The sequence below is a fragment of the Clostridium tunisiense TJ genome (assembly GCF_000300195.1).
GTDB classification, from domain to species: domain Bacteria; phylum Bacillota; class Clostridia; order Clostridiales; family Clostridiaceae; genus Clostridium_J; species Clostridium_J tunisiense.
This window is the reverse complement of the sequence record NZ_AMQH01000002.1, coordinates 424,663-447,595: the sequence shown is the minus strand read 5'-3', so window position 1 is coordinate 447,595 and position 22,933 is coordinate 424,663. Positions and strand designations below refer to the sequence as shown.

Genomic DNA, 22,933 nt, shown 5'->3' with positions numbered 1-22,933 from the left:
TGATCTATAGGCTTCCATAGTTAAAATTTAATTTATTCAATACCAAAAGCCCTAAGGAAAACAAGGCGGTATTAGTATGAGTTAAGTTTTTACTTTGGTTTCCTATAAATACTTTTACACATAATCTTTTATAATAATTTCGGGAGTGATTTTATGAAAATATTAATGATAGGACCTTTTCCAGATCCTATAACCGGACAAACTATAGCAAATGAAATGATCTTGAATGGTCTTAGGGCAAACGGTCATCACGTAGACTTTATTGATAGTGATACAGATAAGAAATTTAACAAGCTATCTTCACAAGGAAAATTTGATATTAAAAAGGTAATAAAAAGTCTTTCACCAATTTCAAAGGGTGTAAAAGGCATTATTTTTAATAAGTATGATGTAGTATACATAACTCCAGCTCAGAGCTACATTGGGTTTATGAAGTATGTTCCTTTCATAAGTACTGCGAAGCTGTTAAAAGTACCATGTTATATTCATTTCCATGGAGGGTTTGTTAGAAAAATGTATGATGAACTCTCAAAGGAAAAACAGCAAAAAATTGCAAATTACTTTAATATGTGCAATGGCGTAATTGTTTTAGGGGAATCCCTAAGAACTATGTTAGATGGCATTGTTCCTTCAGATAAGGTATTCGTATGTGAAAATGGAGTGCAACCTGAATTTGTTATTACAGAAAATGAGCTGAAGGAAAAAGAACAGAAAGCAAAGGAAAATAAAACTGCTAATATAATATATTTAAGTAATTTAATGAAAACTAAGGGAATAATTGAACTTCTAGAAGCCTGTGTTAAATTAAAAGAAGATGGCTATGATTTTCATATAGATGTTGCAGGAAGTATAGAAAATGATATAGAGCCTGAGGTGAAAGAGTATTTTGCAAAATTAGAGGATAAACTCACTTATCATGGAATAGTCAAAGGAAATAAAAAGAGAGAACTACTATTAAAGGCAGAAATTTTTGCATTGCCTACTTTCTATCCAAATGAAGGTCAACCTATCTCAATACTAGAAGCTATGACTATGGGTGGAGCTGTAATAACCACTTATCAAGGAGGCATAGGAGATATATTTGAGGGAGAAAAAAATGGGGTAGCATGTAAGCCTCAGGATTCAGACAACTTAAAAAATGCTATCATTCAGTGTAAGAGGGATTTAGAAAAATTCATAGAATACAATTACAAAAATTCTATAGAAAAATATAGTTGTGAAAGTTTTGTTAATAGATTGTATAGTATTATAAGTCGTAAATAAAATACTTCTTTAAAAGGTAAATAAAAGTAAAGGAGACAATAATGTTTTACATAATAGTATTCTTAATTCTAAGTTTATTGTCCTATTTTGAATATAAAGGAAAGTATTTTAAGTACTTAACCTTTAAAATTTTGTCAGTAATACTCACTATAATTTCTATAATAAGATTTGGACAGGGATCAGATTACTTTGCTTATTTGGATATATATTCTGTGGTACCACCAATATCAAGATTTAGTGAAGTTGCTGCTTTTGAATACCGTGTTGAGCCAACGTATTTATTTCTTTGTTCTATATTTAAAACCTTGGATGTAAGATTTGAAATTTTTATAGCTATCATAGCAATAGTTATAATGACACTTATATATAAATTTATTAGAGATTATTCAAAGATGCCTATTATGTCTCTTACAATTTTCTTTGCATTGTATTATTTAATATATGTATTCAGTGCTATAAGACAGGGGATTGCCATGGCGTTATTTTTGGCCTTGGGTATTCCATTCTTAAAGGATAGAAAATATATAAGATTTATAATAGTGGTATTGATAGCGGCAACTATGCACTCATCAATACTTATAGTGCTATTGCTAATTCCAATATTTGAGCTTAATATATCTAAGAAGCTTTGGGGAGCTTTTATTGCGGTGGCATTATTAGTTATGGCCACGGGACTAGACGTTAAAATCATAGGATTACTTCCACAATTTCTAAGTAGTAGAATAGTAGTATATTGGGGGCAAATGAGTATTCCATTACTTGCTATTGGCAATAGGTTAATTGTATTACTACTAATTTTATATTTTTCTTCAAAAATTGAATTAGATAATGATACTAACATGATGAAAAGGATATATATAATTAGCTTTATATTGTATATTTTGACAATTAAGAGTTCTGTTATCTCATCTAGGATTTCTGTTTATATGAAAGTATTTGAGATAATAATTATACCTAACATTGTTATGTTATTAAAAAATCAGGGGTATTACAAAAAAACCATAATGCTTTTCTTTGTAACTATTATTCTTATGTTAGGTCTTCTTGTAAAAAACTTATCAGCTTTTGTTTATGAGGGTAGTTACAATAGTTCTGTAAAATTTTATAGTTATCCATATATTACTATTTTTGATAAAGAGAATATTTGGACCTATAGAGATAAACCTAAAAACTTTCATCGTATGATGGAGTATATGCCCATGGGAATTCTAAAGCCTGGATTATACAAATGGAATGATCCGGAAATATACTCTGGAAACTCGTGGATAGATGATTTTCATTCAAATTATTATAAAGGTTATGCATTAATGTCAAATTCTAACAATGATACTATGACCTTTAAGTTTAATGGAACTGGCTTTAGGTGGCACTCAGTTTCGGGTATAAACTGTGGAATTGCAGAAGTAACCATAGATGATAAAACCTATACAGTTGATAACTATTCGTCTACATTAGAATTCAATAAGGTAGTTTTCGAAAAGCTTGATTTACCTTATGGAAAACACGTTGTAGAAATTAAAGTTACAAATAAGAAAAATGCGTTAGCAAAACAAAACTTCCAAGTTGTTGACTCAATTGAAATTTTAGAATAGAAAAAACTACTCAAAGGTTGCTTTGAGTAGTTTTTTCTATGAACAATTATAAGAATTCATAGTTTGTATTATTTTCTATGATTGAGAAATAATACAAACAGGAAAAAATTAATATTCCAACTTGAAAGCACATAAAATGTTAACTAAAAAGAATAATTATATTGAGATTTTATTAAAATTAACAAAATTAATAAAAAAATAATATTATATTTTTTCTTACGATAAGGTTTTACATAATTCATCAAATATATTATAATATATAGATGAAAATATAGACAATCGCAAAGGTATATTTGCTTACAAGTGATATTAAAAAATAAGGTTTAAGATAAAAACGTGTTTAATGTGATAAAATAGTGTTAAACTTGATAGATAGTGGATTAAGGAGGAGAGTTTAATTGGAAGACTTACGAATAGAGCAAGAACGTTATTATAGCACAAATGAAACTCTTCATGAAAAAAAGCTATATGAGTTTCTAAAAAGATTGTTAGATATTATTGTGTCAATTATGGGTATAATTTTAGCTGCACCCATTATTTTTATTACTTGCATTTTAGTTATTGTAGAATCTCCAGGTAATCCAATTTTTAAACAGGAGAGAGCGGGAAGAAAAAGTAAGGAATTTAATATTCTTAAGATTAGGTCTATGTATTTAGATGCAGAAAAAAACGGTCCGCAATGGGCAGATAAAGAGGATAGTAGGGTAACAAAGATTGGTAAATTTATAAGAAAAACACGAATAGATGAGCTTCCGCAGCTATTTAATGTTTTAAAGGGTGACATGAGTATTGTTGGTCCTAGGCCAGAAAGAGAAGTATTTATAAGAGAGTTTGAAAAGACAATCCCTAACTTCAGGCAAAGAGTACAAATAAAACCAGGACTTACAGGTTTGGCTCAGGTAAATGGAGGGTATGATATATCAGCAAAGGAAAAGTTGATGTGGGATTTAATATATATTGAAAAGAGAAGTCTTTATCTAGATATAATTATAATTTTAAAGACATTTTCAGTTATATTTACTGGTGAAGGGGCTAGGTAAGAAATTTAACATTTTATATAAATAATAGTTCATTATTAACTAAAAATATATAGGTTAGTTGAGTTTTAATGATATACCCGGTTAAGTGTCTTAGGTAAAGTGCATTTTTAACGATTAGCTATGAAACAAATGTGTTTAAAGGATGCGAATTAAATGGACAATAATATATTTGATGATAAAATCATATTAGTGTTTCCTTCAGTTGGTTGGAACCACAATTGGGAAAGACAGCATGAGTTAATATATAGATTTTCGAAATGTATAAATGGAAAGGTTTATATATTCCCAAGCATAGGATATATAAATCATGGGTTAGGGGCTTTAAGCCAAAAGCTAAAAAATAGACTTAAGCCTAATGAAAAAAACTTTGAATCAAAAAATCCAACAACTTCCAACATGAAGTTTGTAAGAATACCTTGGCTAATACCTTATCATAACGTTAATTCTGTTAGAGCAATCAATAAACTTCTTATGAAGAAAGTTTTAAAAAGAAATGGTGTAACTAACAAGAATAGTGATAGGGTTATTGTGCTTTCAGCTTATTCAACAGACACCATACTAGACATAATAGATTACTTAAAGCCAAAGTTGGTGATTACAGATATTGCTCAAAGAAGAAAAGCTAATTCAGAGATTCCTCAATATGCAATAAGGTTTGAGGAAGAGCTGGTAAGAAAAAGTGATGTAATCTTTGCAGATTCTAGGGCTACTTGTGAGGATTATAAAGAAGTTGCTGAAATAAATTACTTTTGCCAGGGTGTAAGCTTAGAAAGAAATAATATAAAACCACAACCTGTAGAGGAAATGGAAAAGTTAGAAGGCCCTATAGTGGGTTATATTGGAGCGTTGCATAGTTCTATAGATTATGAGCTTGTAGAATTTGTAATAAAAAATAATCCAAATTATAATTTTGTATTTGTGGGAAATATCATAGTTAGTTCAGCAGAAAGATTAAAAACCTATCCTAATGTTTTATTTGTAGGAAGAAAGAGCTATGAGGAGCTTAATAACTACATTCAATATTTTCATGTAGGAATAATACCTTACCTAGTAAATTCCTATACAGATGGAGTTTCGCCAACTAAGTTGTTTGAATATGGAATTCAAGGTATACCAGTGGTTTCTACTTATTTAAGAGAGGTAGTTCAGTTTAGTGATGCTGTTTATTTAGCTGAAAATAAAGAAGAATTTAGTAGTCAATTAAGAAATGTAATAGAAATAGATAGCAGGAATTTAGAACTTGCAAAGCAAAAGATCTATAACTTAAGTATAAGTAACAGTTGGGAATCAAAGTTTAATTTCTTTTATAGTAAAGTTGTGGATGCTATAAATCTCAAGGACTCACAGAAGTTATAGAATCAATGAAGAGGTAAATATGGATAAAATTAGAGTGTTGTATATTATTTCTACACTAGAAAGATGTGGTCCAGTTAATGTTCTATATGAGATGGTTAAAAATATTGATATGAAATTTTTTCATATAGAAATATTGACTTTATCACCTGAGCCAAAGGACTCGCGATATGAAGAATTTATTAAGCTAGGTGTAAAAGTAACATCTATAGGTATGTCTAGATTGCAATTGTTATTAAATATGGGGAAAAGGCTTAAGGAAATAGTTGAAGCTATGAATCCTTATATCATACATTCGCATGGCTACAGAGCTGACTTGCTAAGTGTAAGGTACTTAATGGGGTACAAAAGAGTTAACACCATACATAACTATGCTCCTTATGATTATACAATGCAGTATGGTAAAGTTATAGGTACATATATGGCTAGACGTCATTTAAAGGCAATTTTAAAATTGGATAATCCTATAGCTTGTTCACAGTTTATTGAAAATAAGCTTAAACAACACAATATTAAAGTAGATGTAGTTCAAAATGGGATAGATAAAGATAAATATTCTGTAGCTATAAAGGAAGAGAAGTTGGCTCTTAAGAAGAAGCTAGGTTTAGCTACAGAGAAATTAACTATAGTATCAGTAGGAGCTTTAATTGATAGAAAAGATCCTCTAGCAGTATTAAAAGGATTTAATGAAAGCAAAGTAAAAGATGAAATGCAATTGGTTCTAGTTGGAGAAGGACCTTTATTTGAACAATGCAAAGCTACAAATCTTCAATCTGTTATATTAACAGGTAAGGTAAATAATGTGCATGAGTATTTAAAGGCAGCTGATGTTTTTATTTCTGCATCAAAGGCAGAAGGGCTCCCAATGGCAGTGTTAGAAGCTATGGCCAGTGGGCTAATGTTGATATTATCAGACATTGAACCCCATAAAGAATTAGTAGGTAATAATCCAGCTATATCACATATATTTAAGCTAGGTGACACTGAAGAGTTAAGCAATATAATTAATAGCATTTCTAAGGCTGATTTAAGTTCTATTAGTTTGAAAGTAAGGCAACATTTAGAGCTAAACTTTAGCTCTGAAGTTATGAGTAATAAATACACAAAAGTATATAGAAATATTTTAAGTTTGGAGGACAGATAATCATGAAGTTCTCTGTATTATGTTCAGTTTACTTTAAAGAGAAACCAGAGTATTTAAAAGGAGCCATAGACAGTATAATAAATCAAACAGTAAAGCCTTCCGAAATCGTACTAGTTAAAGATGGAAAGCTTACTAAAGAACTTGATAAAATTATTAATGATTATGATACAAGCAATTATGGGTTGTTTAAAATAATAACCTTAGAAAAGAATGTTGGACTTGGTGAAGCCTTAAGAATAGGTGTTAATAGCTGTTCAAATGAGATAATAGCGCGTATGGATACAGATGATATATGCGTTCCAGATAGATTCGAAAAGCAAATAAAATTTTTAGCCAAACATCCAGAGGTAGATTTAGTAGGGTCTTATATTTCAGAGTTTGAAGACAATATTAATAATATTATTGCCCTAAGAAAAGTACCAGTAACTGTGGAGGAGGTTAATGCCTTTGCTAAAGCTAGAAATCCTTTAAATCATATGACAGTTATGTATAAAAAGAGTTCAATAATTTCCGTAGGAAATTATAAATCCTTTTTATGGAATGAGGATTATTACTTATGGGTTAGACTAATAAATAATAACAAAAAAATTATGAATATACCTGAGCCCCTTGTATATGCAAGAGCAGGAAGTGAGATGTATCAAAGAAGAGGTGGCTTAAAATACGTTAAAAATGAAGTGAGATTACAAAAAGAGTTCTTAAATATGGGATTTATAAGCTTACCAAAGTTTATTTCCAATGTAACTAAAAGGACCATAGTAAGAGTTGTTCCAAACAACTTGAGAAGTTATATCTACAGGAAATTCTTAAGAGGATAATAAGGAGAGAACAATGAATATTATAATGCTGACCAATAACATAAATAACATTGGTGGTGTTGAAAAAATAAATATAATTTTAGCAAACTATCTTTCTAGAATGTTGAAATACAATGTAACAATTCTCTCGATATATACAAAAGAAAATAAGAAAACAATGATTGAACTAGACACAGAGGTTAAAGTAATTCATATGGGGTTCATGGAAACCTCTTCAAATCGAGTTTCTAATTTTATAAATAGGTGTAAAGTAATACATAAAACCCTCTCTAGACTCAATTATGATTATTGTTTAGCTTTCCATTCTGAGAACAATATATGCTTAAGCCTTTTAAAACATAAATTGAAAGGTAAAATAATTGGTGGAGAACATGGACAGTATTACTATGATTCAAGGGCAAGAAGAGGAATAAAGCGAATAGTGTACAAAAATTTAGATGCCCTAGTTATGCTTACTGAAAGAGATAAAGCCATATATGAGAAATACTTAGATAATGTAGTTGTTATTCCTAATCCTTTAGTAATAGAAACAAATAACAGGTGTGAATGTAAAGGAAAAAAAATCATTAGTGTAGGAAGGCTTAGTAAAGAAAAATCACTAAACTACTTAGTGGAAGCCTTTGCCCTATGTTTGAAAAAACACCCTTCTTGGCAATTAGAAATAGTAGGTGATGGTCCAGAAAAGGAAAACTTAAAAGCCTTAGCTAAGGTATTAAGAATAGAAGATAATATTATGTTTACAGGCTTTACTGATAAAGTGGAAGAAAAGTATGGAGAAGCAGCATTTATTGTACTAACTTCACAGTCAGAATGCTTTCCTATGGTTTTGTTAGAAGCAAAGCTTTACGGATTACCTGCTGTAAGTTTTGACACTAGAACAGGGCCTAGAGAAATTATAGAAGATGGTATTGATGGGTTACTTGTAAAGCAAAATGACATATGTGACTTATCCGAGAAAATGAGTTTACTCATTGAAAATATGGATTTGAGAGAAAAAATGAGCATTAATGCATTTAATAATAGAGAAAAATATAACATAGAAAATATTGTAATGAAATGGAAACAGTTATTTGAAGCTAAGGGTAGGCAGTAGCACTTTAGCTTATGTATATAGAAAGTTAGAGATACTAAATAGTATCTCTAACTTAAATAGGAGGTTAATTATGAAAGGAATTATATTAGCAGGGGGATCAGGTACGAGGCTGTATCCTGTAACCAAATCTATTTCTAAACAGATAGTTCCTATATATGATAAACCAATGATATATTACCCTCTTTCGGTTTTAATGCTTGCTGGAATAAAAGAAATACTAGTAATATCAACTGAAAGAGATATAGATGACTTTAAAGAATTATTTGAAGATGGGTCAGACTTAGGATTAAGCATAGATTATGCAATCCAAAAAGAGCCAAATGGTTTAGCTGAAGCGTTTATTATTGGAGAAGAATTTATTGGTAATGATAATGTTGCCATGATTTTAGGTGATAATATATTTTGGGGGCAAGGACTATCTATAAGTGTAAGGCAAGCGGCCTCTTTAGAGGAAGGAGCCACAGTATTTGGGTATTATGTGAAAAATCCTAAAGACTTTGGAGTAGTTGAATTTGACAACAACTGGAATGTCCTGTCCTTAGAGGAAAAGCCAGAAAGTCCTAAATCTCATTATGCTATACCGGGATTATACTTTTACGATAATAGTGTAGTAGAGAAGGCAAAAAAGCTGAAACCATCCCTAAGAGGAGAGTTAGAAATAACTGATTTAAATAGACTATATTTAGAAGAAGGAACGCTTAAGGTGTCTATATTGGGTAGAGGAATGGCTTGGTTGGATACAGGAACTCATGAATCCATGTTAAAAGCAGCTAACTTTGTTGAGGCAGTTCAAACCAATCAAGGTACATACATAGCATGTCTTGAAGAAATTTCTTATAGAAATGGCTGGATAGATAAAGCAAAGTTGCAAGAGCTGGCAAAACCATTATTAAAAACAAATTATGGTAAGTATTTAATGGAAATATCCGTTACTATAGATACATCACATCTTCAAAAAAAATAGAGTTAAAACAGATATAAATAGTTAAATAAGTTAAGGGGAGGATTGGGAATGAAAACCTACTTAATTACAGGTGGAGCTGGATTCATAGGAGCTAATTTTGTAAAATACCTAATAAAAAAATATGGGCTAAGTGCAAAAATAATAGTACTTGATAAGCTTACTTATGCAGGTAATCTTCAAACTTTAGAAAATGAACTAGACAAGATAGAATTTATAAAGGGCGACATTTGCAATAGAGAACTTGTAGAATACATTTTTACGAAGAATAATATAGATTATGTTATAAATTTTGCTGCTGAATCTCATGTAGATAGATCTATTGAAAGCCCTGAAATTTTTTTGAAAACAAATATACTTGGTACTCAAAATCTTTTGGAAGTTTCTAAAAAAGCTTGGCTTATAGGTGAGGATGAATACAAGGTAGGAGTTAAATATCTTCAAGTATCAACAGATGAGGTTTATGGAAGTTTAGGGGATACAGGATACTTCACAGAAGAAACTCCTCTGGATCCAAGATCACCTTATTCTGCATCAAAAACAAGTGCTGATTTAATTGTGAAAGCATACATTGATACCTATAAGTTTCCTGCAAATATTACTAGATGTTCTAATAATTATGGGCCATATCATTTTCCAGAAAAGCTAATACCATTAATTATTAAAAATATAATTGAAGGAAAAACGCTACCTGTTTACGGTGATGGAAAGAATGTACGGGATTGGTTATATGTTGAGGATCACTGTAAAGCAATTGATATTGTAATTAACAAAGGAACTTTAGGTGAAATTTATAATGTTGGTGGGCATAATGAAAAGCAAAATATAGAAATTGTAAAAATTATAATAGATATAATGGCAGAGCTAACAAGTAAAGAAATTAAGTATAGGGAAGTACTAAAGACTGAAGTTGGAAATATTAATGAGAATCTTATAAAATACGTTAAGGATAGAAAAGGGCATGATAGAAGATATGCTATTGACCCAAGTAAGATTACAAGTGAATTAGGCTGGTATCCTGAAACAAAGTTTGAAGATGGAATAATAAAAACAATAAAGTGGTACTTAAAAAATCAACAATGGGTTAACGGAGTTACTAGTGGAAATTACCAACAGTATTATGATAAAATGTATAATGAAGCTAGACAAAATATCATAAAGTAAAGTTAGTCTATAAAGCTCCTAAATTAGTTTGGAAATTATTTAGGGGTTTTTATTTAAGAACTTGGGTGAAGGAGATTATAATGTTTTACATATTAGTATTTCTAGGCTTGTGTTACCTCTCTTATTGTGAATATAAAGGTAAGTATTACAAATACTTTAATTTTAATATAACATTTTGTTTTATTACTCTAATAGCAGTTTTTAGATACGGTCAAGGTACAGACTATTTTGGGTATATGTACAATTATTATATGACACCACATATAGATAAATTTTTAACTGTATTTGGTTTAGATGTACATGGAGAAATTGGATTTACCTTTATGTATTCTATCTTCAGAACTTTTAGATTAAGTTTTGAGTTTTTTGCTGGAACAATTGCTTTGATATCAATGTTATTAATATATAGATTTATAAAAAAATATTCTAAAATGCCAATAACTTCACTAACCTTATTTTATGTGCTTTACTATTTAGTATATGTATTTAGTGGCATGAGGCAAGGATTAGCTATTGCTATCTTTGTTGGCTTAGGGTTAGACTTATATAATAGAGGAAAGCTAAAGCATTTTATTTTATTGGTGCTAATTACTGCAACAATACATTCTTCTATGTTGATTACATTATTAATTATACCTTTAAATAAATACAAAGTTTCTTACAAGCTTTATGTGGCAGTAATAGGAGTTATGTTCCTAGTTATAATCACAAAGCTAGATTTAACTATAATACAATTGCTTCCAGGCTTTATATCTAACAAAATATTAGGTTATTGGGGTGAAATGCCAATTTCTTTCTTAGCTTTGGCTAACAAAACTACTTTTTTATTCTTAATACTCTTTTTTTCCAGTGGTATAGAGGAAGATAAAACTACAACTTTATTTAAAAAGCTATATATACTAGGTTTTGTACTTTATATTTTAACTATAAAAAGTATGACCATATCCTCTAGGATATCCTTATACTTTAAAATCTTTGAAATAGTCTTAATTCCTAATATAATTATAGGGCTATCGAAAGGCTCTAAAAAGTTTAAAGCATTACAATTATGGGGTATTTCCATGGCAATAACACTAGTATTGCTAATTAAGACTTTAAATGCTTTTACAGGTGAGGGTAAGTATTTTGAAACGGTGAATTTTGTAAGATATCCTTATCCAACTGTATTTAATAAAGAAAAAATATGGGAGTACAAAGAAAAAGATTATTATTTTAAAATTTTACAGAAACACTTTAAAAGTGGAAAAATAAGTCGTTAAGTTGATTGGAAAAGTTTTGCAAGAGTTCGATGGGTTATAAGCCTTTATAATAACTCAAAGAAAGTCAAAGAAAATATTATTGGGGGTTTAAAGTTCCTTCCATGAATTAGTACACTAAGACAGTTATATATGTGATAAAAGGAGCTATATATTCAAAAGTTATAGCTCTTTTTATTTGCTTTCAGGCTTTGAAAATTCACTTATTTACAATTTAACTAAAAATAGATAATTTTGCTACATAGGGGTAATATATTGACATGAATCTTTTATTTAGCTATGCTAAAAATAACTTTAATAACAATCCAATATAATTTACAGCAAATTATTGCAGAAGGTTTTTATAAACAAGGATGTGAAGCAATGTATAATCATATGGAACCCATGGTAAGCGTAGTCTTAATTACATACAATCATGGTAAGTACATAAAACAGTGTTTGGACAGTATTTTAATGCAAAAAGTAAACTTTCCTTTTGAAATAGTTATTGGCAACGATTGTTCCACGGATGATACAGAGGAAATTTTAAATAGTTATTGCCAGAAACATGAAACTATTATAAGAGTTTATAATAGAGAAGAAAACTTAGGACCAACTAAAAATCTGTATGATGTTATAAAAAGAGGAAAAGGTAAATACATGATACTATTTGAAGGTGATGATTATTGGACAAATGATAGGAAGCTTCAAACAATGGTGGATTTCTTAGAGGAAAACAAAGAGTATTCATCGGTTTTTCATTTAGTTGATCAAATTGATGAAGATGGAATTACAACAGATAACTATCCCAACAATACAACCATAAGAAATATGAAAAATCATGAGATAGTAGATGTGTGTGAACTATTTAGATTAATAAATAAAGATAATACAAAGGTTGTTATGCACATACAATCAATTCTATTTAAAAATTTTTTTATAGAAGATAGGATAGATGAGAAACATAAGGAAATTCTAACAACTGCAAAGATGATATGTGATTTACAACTGAAATTTTTAATATGCAGCCAGGGAAAAATGAAATACCTGCCTTATTCTTTCTCAAACTATAGATATATAAACATTAAAAATGGCTTATCTTTTTCATCTCAAAAGGAAGAATTAAGACATCAAGATACCCTAAGAGTATGGGAAGGTATAAATAAGTTTTTTAACTATAAGTATAGCAATGAAATAAGCAATATTGTGCTGAAACAAAAGGCGGACTATTGCATATATCCATTAACTAAGCTAAACCTTAGGCAGTTTCAAAAAAACTTTTCAACCTTAGAAACTTGTGAAAAACGATTTATTATAAAAGAATTCTTTTATAAAATTTTCAAAAAAGTAGGAGTTTTTAACAATGATTAATGTAACAAAAAGCTATTTACCAGATAAGGAAAAGTATCAAGGTTATGTAGATAAAATATATGACAATTGTTGGTTAACTAATAATGGGCCAATAGCTCAGGAACTAGAGAAAAGATTAAGGGAATACCTAGGCGTTAAGCATATATTGTTAGTGTCCAATGGTACCGTAGCTCTTCAAATTGCCTACAGAGTATTAGGATTAACAGGAGAGGTAATTACCACTCCATTTTCTTTTGTAGCAACCACAAGTACTCTTGTATGGGAAGGACTAAAGCCTAGATTTGCTGACATCAATAAGGAAACACTTTGCTTGGATCCAAATAATATCACCGAAAAAATAAATCCTAATACCTCAGCTATTTTACCGGTACATGTTTTTGGAAACGCTTGCGATATAGATAAGATACAAGCTATTGCCAAAGAAAATAATTTAAAGGTTGTATATGATGCGGCACATACCTTTGATGTAAGTTACAAAGGGAAAAGTATATTAAATTATGGAGATGCTTCGACCTTAAGCTTTCATAGCACAAAGTTATTTCACACAATTGAAGGTGGGGCAATAATTTTTAACAGTGAGGAGCATTATAACAAAGCTAAAAAAATAATCAACTTCGGGTTAAGTGGACCAGAAGACATAGAGTTTTTAGGCATAAACTGCAAAATGAATGAATTTCAAGCAGCTATGGGATTATGTGTTTTAGATGATTTACAGAAAATAAAAAATGGTAGAAAAAGAGCCTATGACTGGTACATAGAAAATTTACAGCACATGAAAACACTTGAATTTCAAAAGGGAAATGAGGAAAGTACTCAAAACTATGCTTATTTTCCAGTAATATTTCAATCTGAAGAAGTACTATTAAAAGTAAAGTCTGAGCTCAATAATAATGGAATAAATCCAAGAAGATACTTCTATCCTTCCTTAGATACTTTGAATTACTTGAAGCATAGGGAGTATATGCCAGTATCAAATGACATTTCCAAAAGAATTTTATGCTTACCTATGTATGATTCTTTAAGAGAAGAGGATATAACCCGTATATGCAATATTATAAAAGGTGTGATTAGCCATAATAGCATATAGCTAAAAAATAAGGAGAAAAACTAACTAATGTTGAATAACAATAAATCTGTAAAATTAAACTATATTTATAATCTAATCCTTACGGCTTCTAATCTGCTTTTTCCTTTAATAACATCTCCCTATATTTCAGCAACCTTAGGTGCTACTAATATTGGTAAAGTCAATTATGCCTTTGCAATATCAAATTGGCTAGTGTTGCTTGCAAGCTTTGGAATACCTACTTATGGTATAAGAGAAATTGCTAGAAATAGAAATGACAGGGATAAATTGTCCGTTGCATTTTGGGATTTAATAATTATAAAAATTATTTTTACAATATTAATAATAGGAATCTATACAGTAATTATATTTTCTATACCAAATTTCAAAGCAGAGCTTACCTTATACTTAGTTATGATCATATTAATTGTTTTAAACATATTTACAATTGATTGGTTCTACCAAGGAATAGAGGAGTATGGATTTATAACAATTAGAAGCATTATTTTCAAGATAATATCCATAGTATTATTATTTGCAATTGTAAAAGGAAAAAATGACTATGTTGCTTATGCTTTAATAACTATATTTGCAACGGCTTTCAATAATATATTAAATTATGTACATTCAAAAAAATACGTCACTTGGACTAAGCACAAAGTGGACTTTAAGAAGTATTTATCAGAATTAAAGGTATTCTTTTTCTCTAGCTTAGTTATAAGTGTTTATGTTCAACTAGATCAAGTTATATTAGGAACCCTTTCCGGGGCAAAGGAACTTGCCTACTATGTTAGAGGCAGACAAGTTACCAATATTGGATTATCCTTAACAACTGCGCTGACTACAGTATTAATACCAAAGGCAGCATATTTATATGATAACAACTTTGAAGAGTACAAAAGGTTGCTTCAGACTTCCATAAACTATATTTACCTAATTTCGCTACCTTGTGTAGTAGGCATTTTATCTCTTTCAAAAGAAATAATGTATCTTTTTGGGGGAATGGAGTTTGTTGGGGGAAGTTTATCCTTAGCTATTTTATCAATCTTAATTTTTATTATAGCTTTAGGCACCTGGCAGTTTAATCAGATACTACTTCCCATGGGAGAAGAGAAGCGTGGGCTTCATTTACAGATATTAGCTGCTATAATAAGCTTAGGCTTAAACTTTCTGTTAGTTCCTAGATTGGATTCCATGGGAGCATCAATAGCTGCTGTATTAACTGAGGGAAGCGGGACTTTTATTGGTACTTATATAATTATAAAAAATTATAAAAACTTAAATATAAAATATATTACCAAATCTGCCTTTAAGTATGTTTTGGCTGTTTTCTTTATGGGAATTTCAGTTGCAATACTAAAATATGCTTTTGAAAGTCTAATTATTAGCTTATTACTGTCTTTAATCATTGCTCCTATAGTTTATTTAGGATCAATTATAGTTTTAAAAGATCAATTCGTTATAGCATTGATTAATAGTTTTCTAATAAAAATTAAAAGTAAATTTAGAAAAGCTTAGAGAGGGATAGACATCATGAAAATTGGAATAATGCAACCATATTTTTTGCCTTACATAGGCTACTTTCAATTGATAAATGCAGTAGATAAGTTTGTCATCTATGATGATGTGCAATTTATTAAAAGTGGGTGGATTAATAGAAATAGGATGCTTATAAATGGTGAGGCTAAGAATTTTGTACTAAATATCAAAAAAGATAGCTATGAACTAAATATCAACGAAAGATATTTTATTGATAATGCTGAATATGATTTTAATAAGTTACTTAAAGGCTTTGAATTAACCTATAAAAAAGCACCCTATTTTAATGAAGGGATGGAGCTGTTAAAACATATATTCCAATATGATAAAAAACAAGATATTTCTAAGTTCATAATAAATAGTTTAAAGCTTATATGTAATTACTTAGATATAACTACAGAATTTATAATTTCCTCAAGTCTAGAAAAAAATAACTCTTTAAAAAGCGAGGAAAAAGTAATTAATATTGTTAAATTGCTCCGAGGAGATATTTATATTAATTCTTACGGTGGTACAGAATTATACTCAAGGGAAAATTTCAGCAAAGAGGGAGTTTCTTTGCTTTTTATTAAACCTAAGGAATTTATATATGAGCAATTCCATAAGGACTTTGTACCAAATTTATCAATAATTGATGTAATTATGTTTAACTCCAAAGAAACTATTAAAAATTTCTTGAATAATTATGAGGTTTTATAAATGAAAGGTAAAGAAATAGGTGGATACTTCGAATTAGAATTAGAGAAAAAGAATGAATATCATAAGGGTGCTTTAAAACTAAACTCAGCAAGATTCTGCATAAAAGAGATTTTAAAGCACACAAATTGCGTAGCTTTGCACCTACCATATTATATATGTGATAGTATAGTTGAGCAGTGTATGAAGCTTAATATAGAAATAAAGTTTTATAATATAAATGAAGACTTCTTACCAGAGAATGAAATAGTATTAAGGGACAAGGAGTATTTATTATATGTGAACTATTTTGGTGTAAATGATCATAATGTAAAAAAACTAATAGATTCCTATAAAAATATTATTATTGATAATACTCAGGCTTTTTTTTATAAAGATATAGATAGAAGTGTTTATTATGTTTATTCCCCAAGAAAATTTTTTGGAGTAAGCGATGGGGGCTATCTATATGGGGACCTGGAGCTGGAGGATACTCTAATATTTGATGAATCTCATAATAGGGCAGGGTATCTATTAAAAAGAATAGAGAAGGGCGCAGGAGAGGCATATAATCTATTTAAAGACAATGAAATTTACTTAGATCATTGTAGTACGATGAAGATGTCAAAGTTTACAGAGAGAGTATTACAAAGCATAGATTATGATAAAGTAAAAAGCATAAGAAATCATAACTTTAATTATATACATGAAAAACTTTATACCATTAATAGATTAAGGATCCATAGTTCAAAGGTTCATGGACCCATGGTATATCCACTCTTAATTGAAAATGAAAGCATTAAGGCTGAATTAATTAAGCATAAGATATATATTCCAACCTATTGGCAAGAGGTTCTAACAAGAGATAATATTAATGAATTCGAAGAAAAATTAGTAAAGTATCTACTTCCTATACCAATTGATCAAAGATATACTACAGAGCACATGGACTATATAGTTAGTTTAGTGAGGAGAAATGTATAATGATATATTTAAGAGAGCTTAAGGAAAGCGATTTAGAGGCAATAAATACATGGAGAAATGACCATGACATAGTTGACTTACTTGGAGCAAATTTTAGATACATTAATTTAGAAACAGATAAAGAATGGTTCCAAGGTTATATGAGAAATAGAAACAATCAAGTAAGATGTTCTGTTTGTTTAAGGGAAAGCCATGAAGTTGTGGGACTTATAAGCCTAACTTCTATAGATTATTTAAATAGCAATGCAGAGTTACACATAATGATAGGGAAAAAAGATTGTCAAAACAAAGGAGTTGGAACCCTAGCAGTAAGGGAAATGATAAAGCATGGTTTTTTGAATTTAAACTTGGAGAGAATATATTTATCTGTATTAGTTAGCAATGAAAGAGCAATAAATATGTATAAAAAAGTTGGATTTAAACAAGAAGGAGTTTTAAGAAAAGCTGTTTATAAAGGTGGGCAGTATAAGGACTTAATACAAATGAGCTTGTTAAAAGAAGAATTTAATATATAGATAGTAAAGTTAAAAATCTACTCAAAGGAATAAACCTTTGAGTAGATTTTTTTAGTTTATAATTTCAATATAATCAATTACTTGATATAGATTACTTGAGGCAGCATTCTTACTATTAGTAACTTCAATTTTAACAGTGTGTTCTCCAGGAGATAAGCTTAACTTTTCTAAAGCAATTTTGTTAAACACTGTAGAGCTTGAGTAATTATCAATAGTATAGGTTGTAGAATCAATAGTTACTTTGGCAGTACCAAGACTAGCTGCAGAAAGCGAACCCCATCTTATACCAGTACCATTGAATTTAAAGGTCATATAATCACCACTAGTATTCGATATTAAAGCAGAACTCTTACTATAGCCACTAGCTGGTTCTTTAATCCAATTACCAACATAATTAAAGGCTGAATGACCTTCTTCATAAGTACCTGCCGTTAATATTTTGGAAGCTGGATTATTTAAAACCTCAATAGAATCGATAACTTGGTAATAGTTACTTGCTGAACTATTCTTACTGTTTACAATTTCAATTTTAACTGTATGTTCACCAGGTGTAAGTCCGTCTTTTACAAAAACGCCCTTGTTAAATACTACTGATGAAGAATAGTTATCCACTGTATAGGTGGTAGAATCAATAGTTACTTTTGCAATGCTAAGACTAGGTGCAGAAATTGAATTCCATTTAAATCCTGTACCATTAAACTTAAAGGTCATATAATCCCCAATATTATTAGAGATTAAAGATGCATCATTGCTGTAGTTATTATTTCTTTCTATAATCCAATTACCAACATAAGCAAAGGCTGAATTATTCTCTTCATAAGTACCTGCATTAAGAACCTTTGAAGGGTTAACAGGAGTATTTAAAACCTGTATACTGTCAACAACTTCATAGTAGTTAGAAGCTGAGCTGTTTTTAGTGTTAGTAACTTCTATTTTAACCGTATGTTCACCAGGGGTAAGTCCGTCTTTTTCAAAAGCAACTTTATTAAATACTGTTGAAGCAGAGTAATTATCCACTGTGTAGGTGTTAGAATCTATTGTAACCTTAGCATTACCAAGACTAGCTGCAGAAAGAGAAATCCATTTAAAGCCAGTTCCATTGAATTTAAAGGTCATGTAATTACCATTAGAGTTAGATATCATAGCAGAGCCATTTTTATAACCAGCATTTACTTCCTTAATCCAAGAGCCAACATAGGAAAAGGCTGAGTTAGTATCATCATAAGTACCAGCACTTAAAACCTGTGAAGGAGTAGTTGCAGTGTTTAAAACCTCTATAGCATCAATAACTTGGTAATAGTTAGTTGATGAACTATTTTTAGTGTTAGTAACTTCAATTTTAACCGTATGTTCACCAGGTGTAAGTCCATCTTTTGCAAAAGCCACTTTATTAAATACTACTGAAGAAGAATAACTATCTACAGTATAAGTATTAGAATCTATAGTAACTTTAGCATTACCAAGGCTAGCTGCAGCAAGAGAATGCCATTTGAACCCAGTACCATTAAATTTAAAAATCACATAATCTCCATTAGAATTAGAGATCAGAGCATCACCATTTTTATAGCTGCCATTAACCTCTTTGATCCAAGAACCAACATAATTAAGTGCTGAATTATTATTATCGTAAGTACCTGGACTTAGTACCTGTGAAGGGGTAGGTGGAGTATTCAACACTTCTAAAGAGTCTATAACTTGATAATAGTTACTTGAAGAATTATTTTTGGTATTAGTAACTTCAATCTTAACGGTATGAACACCAGGAGTAAGACCATCTTTTACAAAAGTCACCTTGTTAAATGCTGTAGAAGCAGAATAACTATCCACATTATAGGTATTAGAATCAATAGTTACTTTTGCAATACCAAGAGTAGCTGCAGAAAGGGAATTCCATTTAAACCCAGTACCATTAAATTTAAAGGTTACATAAGAGCCGCTAGAATTTGAAACGTTAGCTGAGCCATTTTTATATCCACTGTTAACTTCTTTGAACCAAGAGCCAACATAAGAAATAGCTGAATTATTTTCATCATATATTCCAGCAGTAAGTGGTTGAGGTTGAGGTGTATTTAAAACCTCTAAGGAATCAATAACTTGATAATACTCCTTAGCTGAAGAATTTTTAACATTTGTCACCTCTATTTTTACCACATGCTCACCAGGAGATAGACCATCCTTCTCAAAAACTACCTTTTTAAAGGCAGTGGAAGATGAGTAATTATCAAAAGTATATGTAGTAGAATCTATAGTAACCTTGGCATGGCCAATGTTTACCCCAGTAAGGGAATGCCACTTAAGCCCAGTACCATTGAATCTAAAAGTTACATAATCTCCACTTGAATTAGAAATCATTGCGGAACCATTATTGTAACTAGGATTATATTCTTTAATCCAAGAGCCAACATAGGCAACATTACTGTTTGTATCATCGTAGGTTCCAGGATTTAGTGGTGGTGCAGGACTTAGAATATCTAAATTTTTACTTTCAGTAGAATAGCTAATAGGAGTTCCGCTATTATTTGAAAGTTTAATTCTAATTGCACTGCCAAGTACTGATAATCCTGAATTAGATGAGGTAGTATTTAAGTTCACAGTTCCAACTTTTAAAGATTTAACAGTAATCCTAAATAAACTATCAGACCCACTTACAGGTGCTGCGTTACTACCTACAAGGGTTGAAAGCATGCTAAGCTCACCAGATACGGTATTGTTTGTAGGTACATTAAAAAATGGATTAGGAAGTAAGTTCCCTTTAGTAACACTCACAACTTGAATTAAGCTTGGATCATACTTAAAATCCAAAGATGCACCATATAAATTTGTTGCATTTGATAAATTCACTATTATATCAAATGTTTGTCCTGCTGTTACCCTACTGCTGCTAAAAGAATAGGATATAGTGGGACCGGATGCTGCCTTTACAATATTTGGTGGTGTAAAGAATTGTAAAAACATAAAGAAACAAATAAACAGTGATAATAGGCGTTTTTTCTTCAATTTTATACCTCCTTAAATTTCCCCTTTTATTTTTTTGATCTTTTCAGTAATAAATAGTATTAAAAGTACAATATAGTAGGTTACTAACAAAATTATCAATACTTTTTCCCATTTAAGCTTAAAGGATTATGAAGATAAGCCTTAAGATTTTCCCATAAAGCCTAAAGCTTAAGATAAACAATGAACAAATTAAAAAGATTCAAAATTAAGAAAAGTTTTCTTAAAAATGAGCTAATTCAATAAGTTATTCCACAGGAAAAAATAGTTTAGAGATTGAAAATAACATAATATAAGTATACCAAACATCGACAATAATTTGAAGAAAAAAATTTAAATAGTATAATATCAATAGATAGTATAAGTAGCTACACTTGTATTATAATGGCACTTCATGTCAATAATACAAAAAATAAAGCATATAACAATTTGTATGAAAATAAGGAGAAAAACATATGAGCAAGGTACTAAGACTATTCTGGAAAGATGAAAATGGGGAAAATTATAATATTGGAGAATTATCCGTTGAAGGCAATAAATATTATTTTCAATACAATGGGGTTGAAGTTAGGAAAGCATTAAATGAAGGATTTATTCTACTAGAAGGTTTTCCAATGATTAATTCAAAATACTTTAGAGAAGAATTATTTAAATTATTTAGAGGGTGGATAGGTGAAGTCAGTGACAAAGAAGAGGATATGCTACAAAACCTTAAAAATCTAGCAAATGACAAGTTTTATTTTTTAGGAGAAGAGCACATATCTTAATGTAAGAAGCCAAAGTTAGAATTTAACTTACACAGGCGACTATCAGGGTTCTCTTAAGGCTTTTGGAAAGGAATAAATATAACATTCACTAAGGAAGCCTATAGTGTTATAATTGTAATGTTGAAAAAACACAATTATTTTAATTCTACTAGGAGGTAAAGTATGAGTATTTTAGTTTGTGGAGGAGCAGGATACATAGGTAGCCACATGGTTGCTGAACTTTTAGAACAGGGAAAAGAAGTTGTGGTACTTGATAATCTTGAAAAAGGACACAAAGATGCATTACTTGGTGGAAAGCTTTATGTTGGAGATTTAAGAGATAGAGCTATACTAGATAAAGTATTTAATGAAAATAAAATTGAAGCAGTTATAGATTTTGCAGCTTATTCCTTAGTTGGAGAAAGCATGGAGGAACCTTTAAAGTACTTTAATAACAACGTATATGGAACTATTAATTTACTTGAGGCAATGAAGGACCATGGAGTAAAGTACATAGTATTTTCATCTACTGCTGCAACTTATGGAGAACCGGAAAATCTACCGATTCTTGAAGAGGATAAAACTATTCCAACTAATGCTTATGGTGAATCTAAATTATTAGTGGAAAAAATCTTAAGATGGTGTGATAGTGCTTATGGAATAAAGTTTACTGTGCTTAGATACTTCAACGCTGCAGGGGCACATATAAATGGAAAAATTGGGGAAGATCACAGTCCAGAAAGTCACTTAATCCCACTGATACTACAGGTAGCTCAAGGAAAAAGAGAAAAAATTATGATCTTTGGTGAGGATTATAACACTGAAGATGGAACTTGTATAAGAGACTACATTCATGTAAGTGATCTTGCTTCAGCTCATAGTCTAGCTTTAGACAGACTAATGAGAGGAGAACCAAGTGCAATCTATAATCTAGGCAATGGAACAGGTTTCTCTGTTAAAGAGGTTATAGAGGTTACAAGAAAGGTGACAGGACACCCGATTCCAGCAGAAGTTGCAGAGCGAAGAGCAGGAGACCCAGCAATACTTATAGCATCTTCTGAAAAGGCAATAAAGGAACTTGGGTGGAAGCCAAAGTTTAATACACTTGAAACTATTATCGAGACAGCGTGGAATTGGCACAAAAATCATGTTAATGGATATGAAAAGTAAATATTAAACAATTGAAGGCAACAAACTATAAATTATAAAAGCAGATAAATTCAAGGGGCAAGTGTATTCTTCGCCTCTTTATTTTTATAAAAGCTCAGAAGTTATTGGAATTATAATCTTATAGAATTTTACAGCTTAATATAGTATAATTTTGTAGAAACCCGTACTAGGTAACTATGGATTATGATAAAAACCAGGATATTATAAAAT

19 protein-coding genes are annotated in these 22,933 nt (G+C 30.2%); 18 read left to right on the top strand and 1 reads right to left on the bottom strand.

Annotated elements, in window-relative coordinates; genetic code table 11:
* The first annotated feature begins 153 nt into the window (after positions 1-153).
* From C661_RS0102085 to C661_RS0102010, 16 genes are all read left to right on the top strand, one after another.
* Positions 154-1,263, top strand: a complete 1,110-nt coding sequence (locus C661_RS0102085) for a glycosyltransferase family 4 protein (RefSeq protein ID WP_017413638.1) — start codon at positions 154-156, stop codon at positions 1,261-1,263.
* A gap of 41 nt (positions 1,264-1,304) precedes the next feature.
* Positions 1,305-2,855 (top strand): EpsG family protein, encoded by a 1,551-nt coding sequence (locus C661_RS0102080; RefSeq protein ID WP_017413637.1) that lies wholly within the window; start codon positions 1,305-1,307, stop codon positions 2,853-2,855.
* Between the two features lie 398 nt (positions 2,856-3,253).
* Positions 3,254-3,895: a sugar transferase gene (locus C661_RS0102075; protein WP_017413636.1), complete on the top strand. Its 642-nt coding sequence runs from the start codon at positions 3,254-3,256 to the stop codon at positions 3,893-3,895.
* Positions 3,896-4,048: 153 nt separating this feature from the next.
* Positions 4,049-5,251, top strand: a complete 1,203-nt coding sequence (locus C661_RS0102070; protein WP_017413635.1) for a glycosyltransferase — start codon at positions 4,049-4,051, stop codon at positions 5,249-5,251.
* Positions 5,252-5,270: 19 nt separating this feature from the next.
* Positions 5,271-6,392 (top strand): glycosyltransferase family 4 protein, encoded by a 1,122-nt coding sequence (locus C661_RS0102065; RefSeq protein ID WP_017413634.1) that lies wholly within the window; start codon positions 5,271-5,273, stop codon positions 6,390-6,392.
* A gap of 2 nt (positions 6,393-6,394) precedes the next feature.
* On the top strand, positions 6,395-7,210 hold the full coding sequence (locus tag C661_RS0102060) for a glycosyltransferase (protein WP_017413633.1): 816 nt from the start codon (positions 6,395-6,397) through the stop codon (positions 7,208-7,210).
* A gap of 13 nt (positions 7,211-7,223) precedes the next feature.
* Entirely contained in the window at positions 7,224-8,303 is a 1,080-nt protein-coding gene (locus tag C661_RS22570; protein ID WP_017413632.1) for a glycosyltransferase family 4 protein, read from the top strand.
* A 70-nt stretch (positions 8,304-8,373) separates the two neighbouring features.
* The gene (gene rfbA / locus C661_RS0102050) at positions 8,374-9,267 is read left to right on the top strand and encodes a glucose-1-phosphate thymidylyltransferase RfbA (protein WP_017413631.1); all 894 of its coding nucleotides are present in this window, start codon (positions 8,374-8,376) and stop codon (positions 9,265-9,267) included.
* Positions 9,268-9,315: 48 nt separating this feature from the next.
* Positions 9,316-10,428 carry a dTDP-glucose 4,6-dehydratase gene (rfbB, locus tag C661_RS0102045; RefSeq protein ID WP_017413630.1) on the top strand — a complete coding sequence of 371 codons (1,113 nt, stop codon included), beginning with the start codon at positions 9,316-9,318 and terminating at the stop codon, positions 10,426-10,428.
* An 80-nt stretch (positions 10,429-10,508) separates the two neighbouring features.
* Positions 10,509-11,687 (top strand): EpsG family protein, encoded by a 1,179-nt coding sequence (locus C661_RS0102040; protein ID WP_017413629.1) that lies wholly within the window; start codon positions 10,509-10,511, stop codon positions 11,685-11,687.
* 276 nt (positions 11,688-11,963) lie between these two features.
* Positions 11,964-13,034 carry a glycosyltransferase family 2 protein gene (locus C661_RS22565; protein ID WP_017413628.1) on the top strand — a complete coding sequence of 357 codons (1,071 nt, stop codon included), beginning with the start codon at positions 11,964-11,966 and terminating at the stop codon, positions 13,032-13,034.
* Positions 13,027-14,121: a DegT/DnrJ/EryC1/StrS family aminotransferase gene (locus C661_RS0102030; protein ID WP_017413627.1), complete on the top strand. Its 1,095-nt coding sequence runs from the start codon at positions 13,027-13,029 to the stop codon at positions 14,119-14,121. Before C661_RS22565 ends, C661_RS0102030 begins: the two co-directional genes overlap by 8 nt.
* A gap of 27 nt (positions 14,122-14,148) precedes the next feature.
* Complete coding sequence (locus C661_RS0102025) at positions 14,149-15,618, top strand: flippase (protein WP_017413626.1); 1,470 nt, start codon at positions 14,149-14,151, stop codon at positions 15,616-15,618.
* 15 nt (positions 15,619-15,633) lie between these two features.
* Positions 15,634-16,338 (top strand): WbqC family protein, encoded by a 705-nt coding sequence (locus C661_RS0102020; protein WP_017413625.1) that lies wholly within the window; start codon positions 15,634-15,636, stop codon positions 16,336-16,338.
* A complete protein-coding gene (locus C661_RS0102015) occupies positions 16,339-17,298 on the top strand; it encodes a hypothetical protein (RefSeq protein ID WP_017413624.1) in 960 nt (319 codons plus the stop codon).
* Positions 17,298-17,813, top strand: a complete 516-nt coding sequence (locus C661_RS0102010) for a GNAT family N-acetyltransferase (RefSeq protein WP_017413623.1) — start codon at positions 17,298-17,300, stop codon at positions 17,811-17,813. The genes C661_RS0102015 and C661_RS0102010 overlap by 1 nt, the downstream gene beginning before the upstream one ends.
* Positions 17,814-17,864: 51 nt before the next feature.
* On the opposite strand, the gene C661_RS0102005 is transcribed toward C661_RS0102010, so the two are convergent.
* Positions 17,865-20,810 carry a cohesin domain-containing protein gene (locus tag C661_RS0102005; protein WP_017413622.1) on the bottom strand — a complete coding sequence of 982 codons (2,946 nt, stop codon included), beginning with the start codon at positions 20,808-20,810 and terminating at the stop codon, positions 17,865-17,867.
* Positions 20,811-21,262: 452 nt separating this feature from the next.
* Between C661_RS0102005 and C661_RS0102000 the strand changes: the two genes are divergently transcribed.
* Complete coding sequence (locus C661_RS0102000; RefSeq protein WP_017413621.1) at positions 21,263-21,574, top strand: hypothetical protein; 312 nt, start codon at positions 21,263-21,265, stop codon at positions 21,572-21,574.
* Between the two features lie 162 nt (positions 21,575-21,736).
* The gene (galE, locus tag C661_RS0101995) at positions 21,737-22,723 is read left to right on the top strand and encodes a UDP-glucose 4-epimerase GalE (RefSeq protein ID WP_017413620.1); all 987 of its coding nucleotides are present in this window, start codon (positions 21,737-21,739) and stop codon (positions 22,721-22,723) included.
* Positions 22,724-22,933: the final 210 nt, after the last annotated feature.

Bases quoted from the DNA above. Each gene is read 5' to 3' on its own strand.
- C661_RS0102085 (WP_017413638.1), top strand. From the start codon at position 154: ATGAAAATATTAATGATAGGACCTTTTCCAGATCCTATAACCGGACAA.
- C661_RS0102080 (WP_017413637.1), top strand. From the start codon at position 1,305: ATGTTTTACATAATAGTATTCTTAATTCTAAGTTTATTGTCCTATTTT.
- C661_RS0102070 (WP_017413635.1), top strand. From the start codon at position 4,049: ATGGACAATAATATATTTGATGATAAAATCATATTAGTGTTTCCTTCA.
- C661_RS0102065 (WP_017413634.1), top strand. From the start codon at position 5,271: ATGGATAAAATTAGAGTGTTGTATATTATTTCTACACTAGAAAGATGT.
- C661_RS0102060 (WP_017413633.1), top strand. From the start codon at position 6,395: ATGAAGTTCTCTGTATTATGTTCAGTTTACTTTAAAGAGAAACCAGAG.
- C661_RS22570 (WP_017413632.1), top strand. From the start codon at position 7,224: ATGAATATTATAATGCTGACCAATAACATAAATAACATTGGTGGTGTT.
- rfbA (WP_017413631.1), top strand. From the start codon at position 8,374: ATGAAAGGAATTATATTAGCAGGGGGATCAGGTACGAGGCTGTATCCT.
- rfbB (WP_017413630.1), top strand. From the start codon at position 9,316: ATGAAAACCTACTTAATTACAGGTGGAGCTGGATTCATAGGAGCTAAT.
- C661_RS0102040 (WP_017413629.1), top strand. From the start codon at position 10,509: ATGTTTTACATATTAGTATTTCTAGGCTTGTGTTACCTCTCTTATTGT.
- C661_RS22565 (WP_017413628.1), top strand. From the start codon at position 11,964: ATGCTAAAAATAACTTTAATAACAATCCAATATAATTTACAGCAAATT.
- C661_RS0102030 (WP_017413627.1), top strand. From the start codon at position 13,027: ATGATTAATGTAACAAAAAGCTATTTACCAGATAAGGAAAAGTATCAA.
- C661_RS0102025 (WP_017413626.1), top strand. From the start codon at position 14,149: ATGTTGAATAACAATAAATCTGTAAAATTAAACTATATTTATAATCTA.
- C661_RS0102020 (WP_017413625.1), top strand. From the start codon at position 15,634: ATGAAAATTGGAATAATGCAACCATATTTTTTGCCTTACATAGGCTAC.
- C661_RS0102015 (WP_017413624.1), top strand. From the start codon at position 16,339: ATGAAAGGTAAAGAAATAGGTGGATACTTCGAATTAGAATTAGAGAAA.
- C661_RS0102010 (WP_017413623.1), top strand. From the start codon at position 17,298: ATGATATATTTAAGAGAGCTTAAGGAAAGCGATTTAGAGGCAATAAAT.
- C661_RS0102000 (WP_017413621.1), top strand. From the start codon at position 21,263: ATGAGCAAGGTACTAAGACTATTCTGGAAAGATGAAAATGGGGAAAAT.
- galE (WP_017413620.1), top strand. From the start codon at position 21,737: ATGAGTATTTTAGTTTGTGGAGGAGCAGGATACATAGGTAGCCACATG.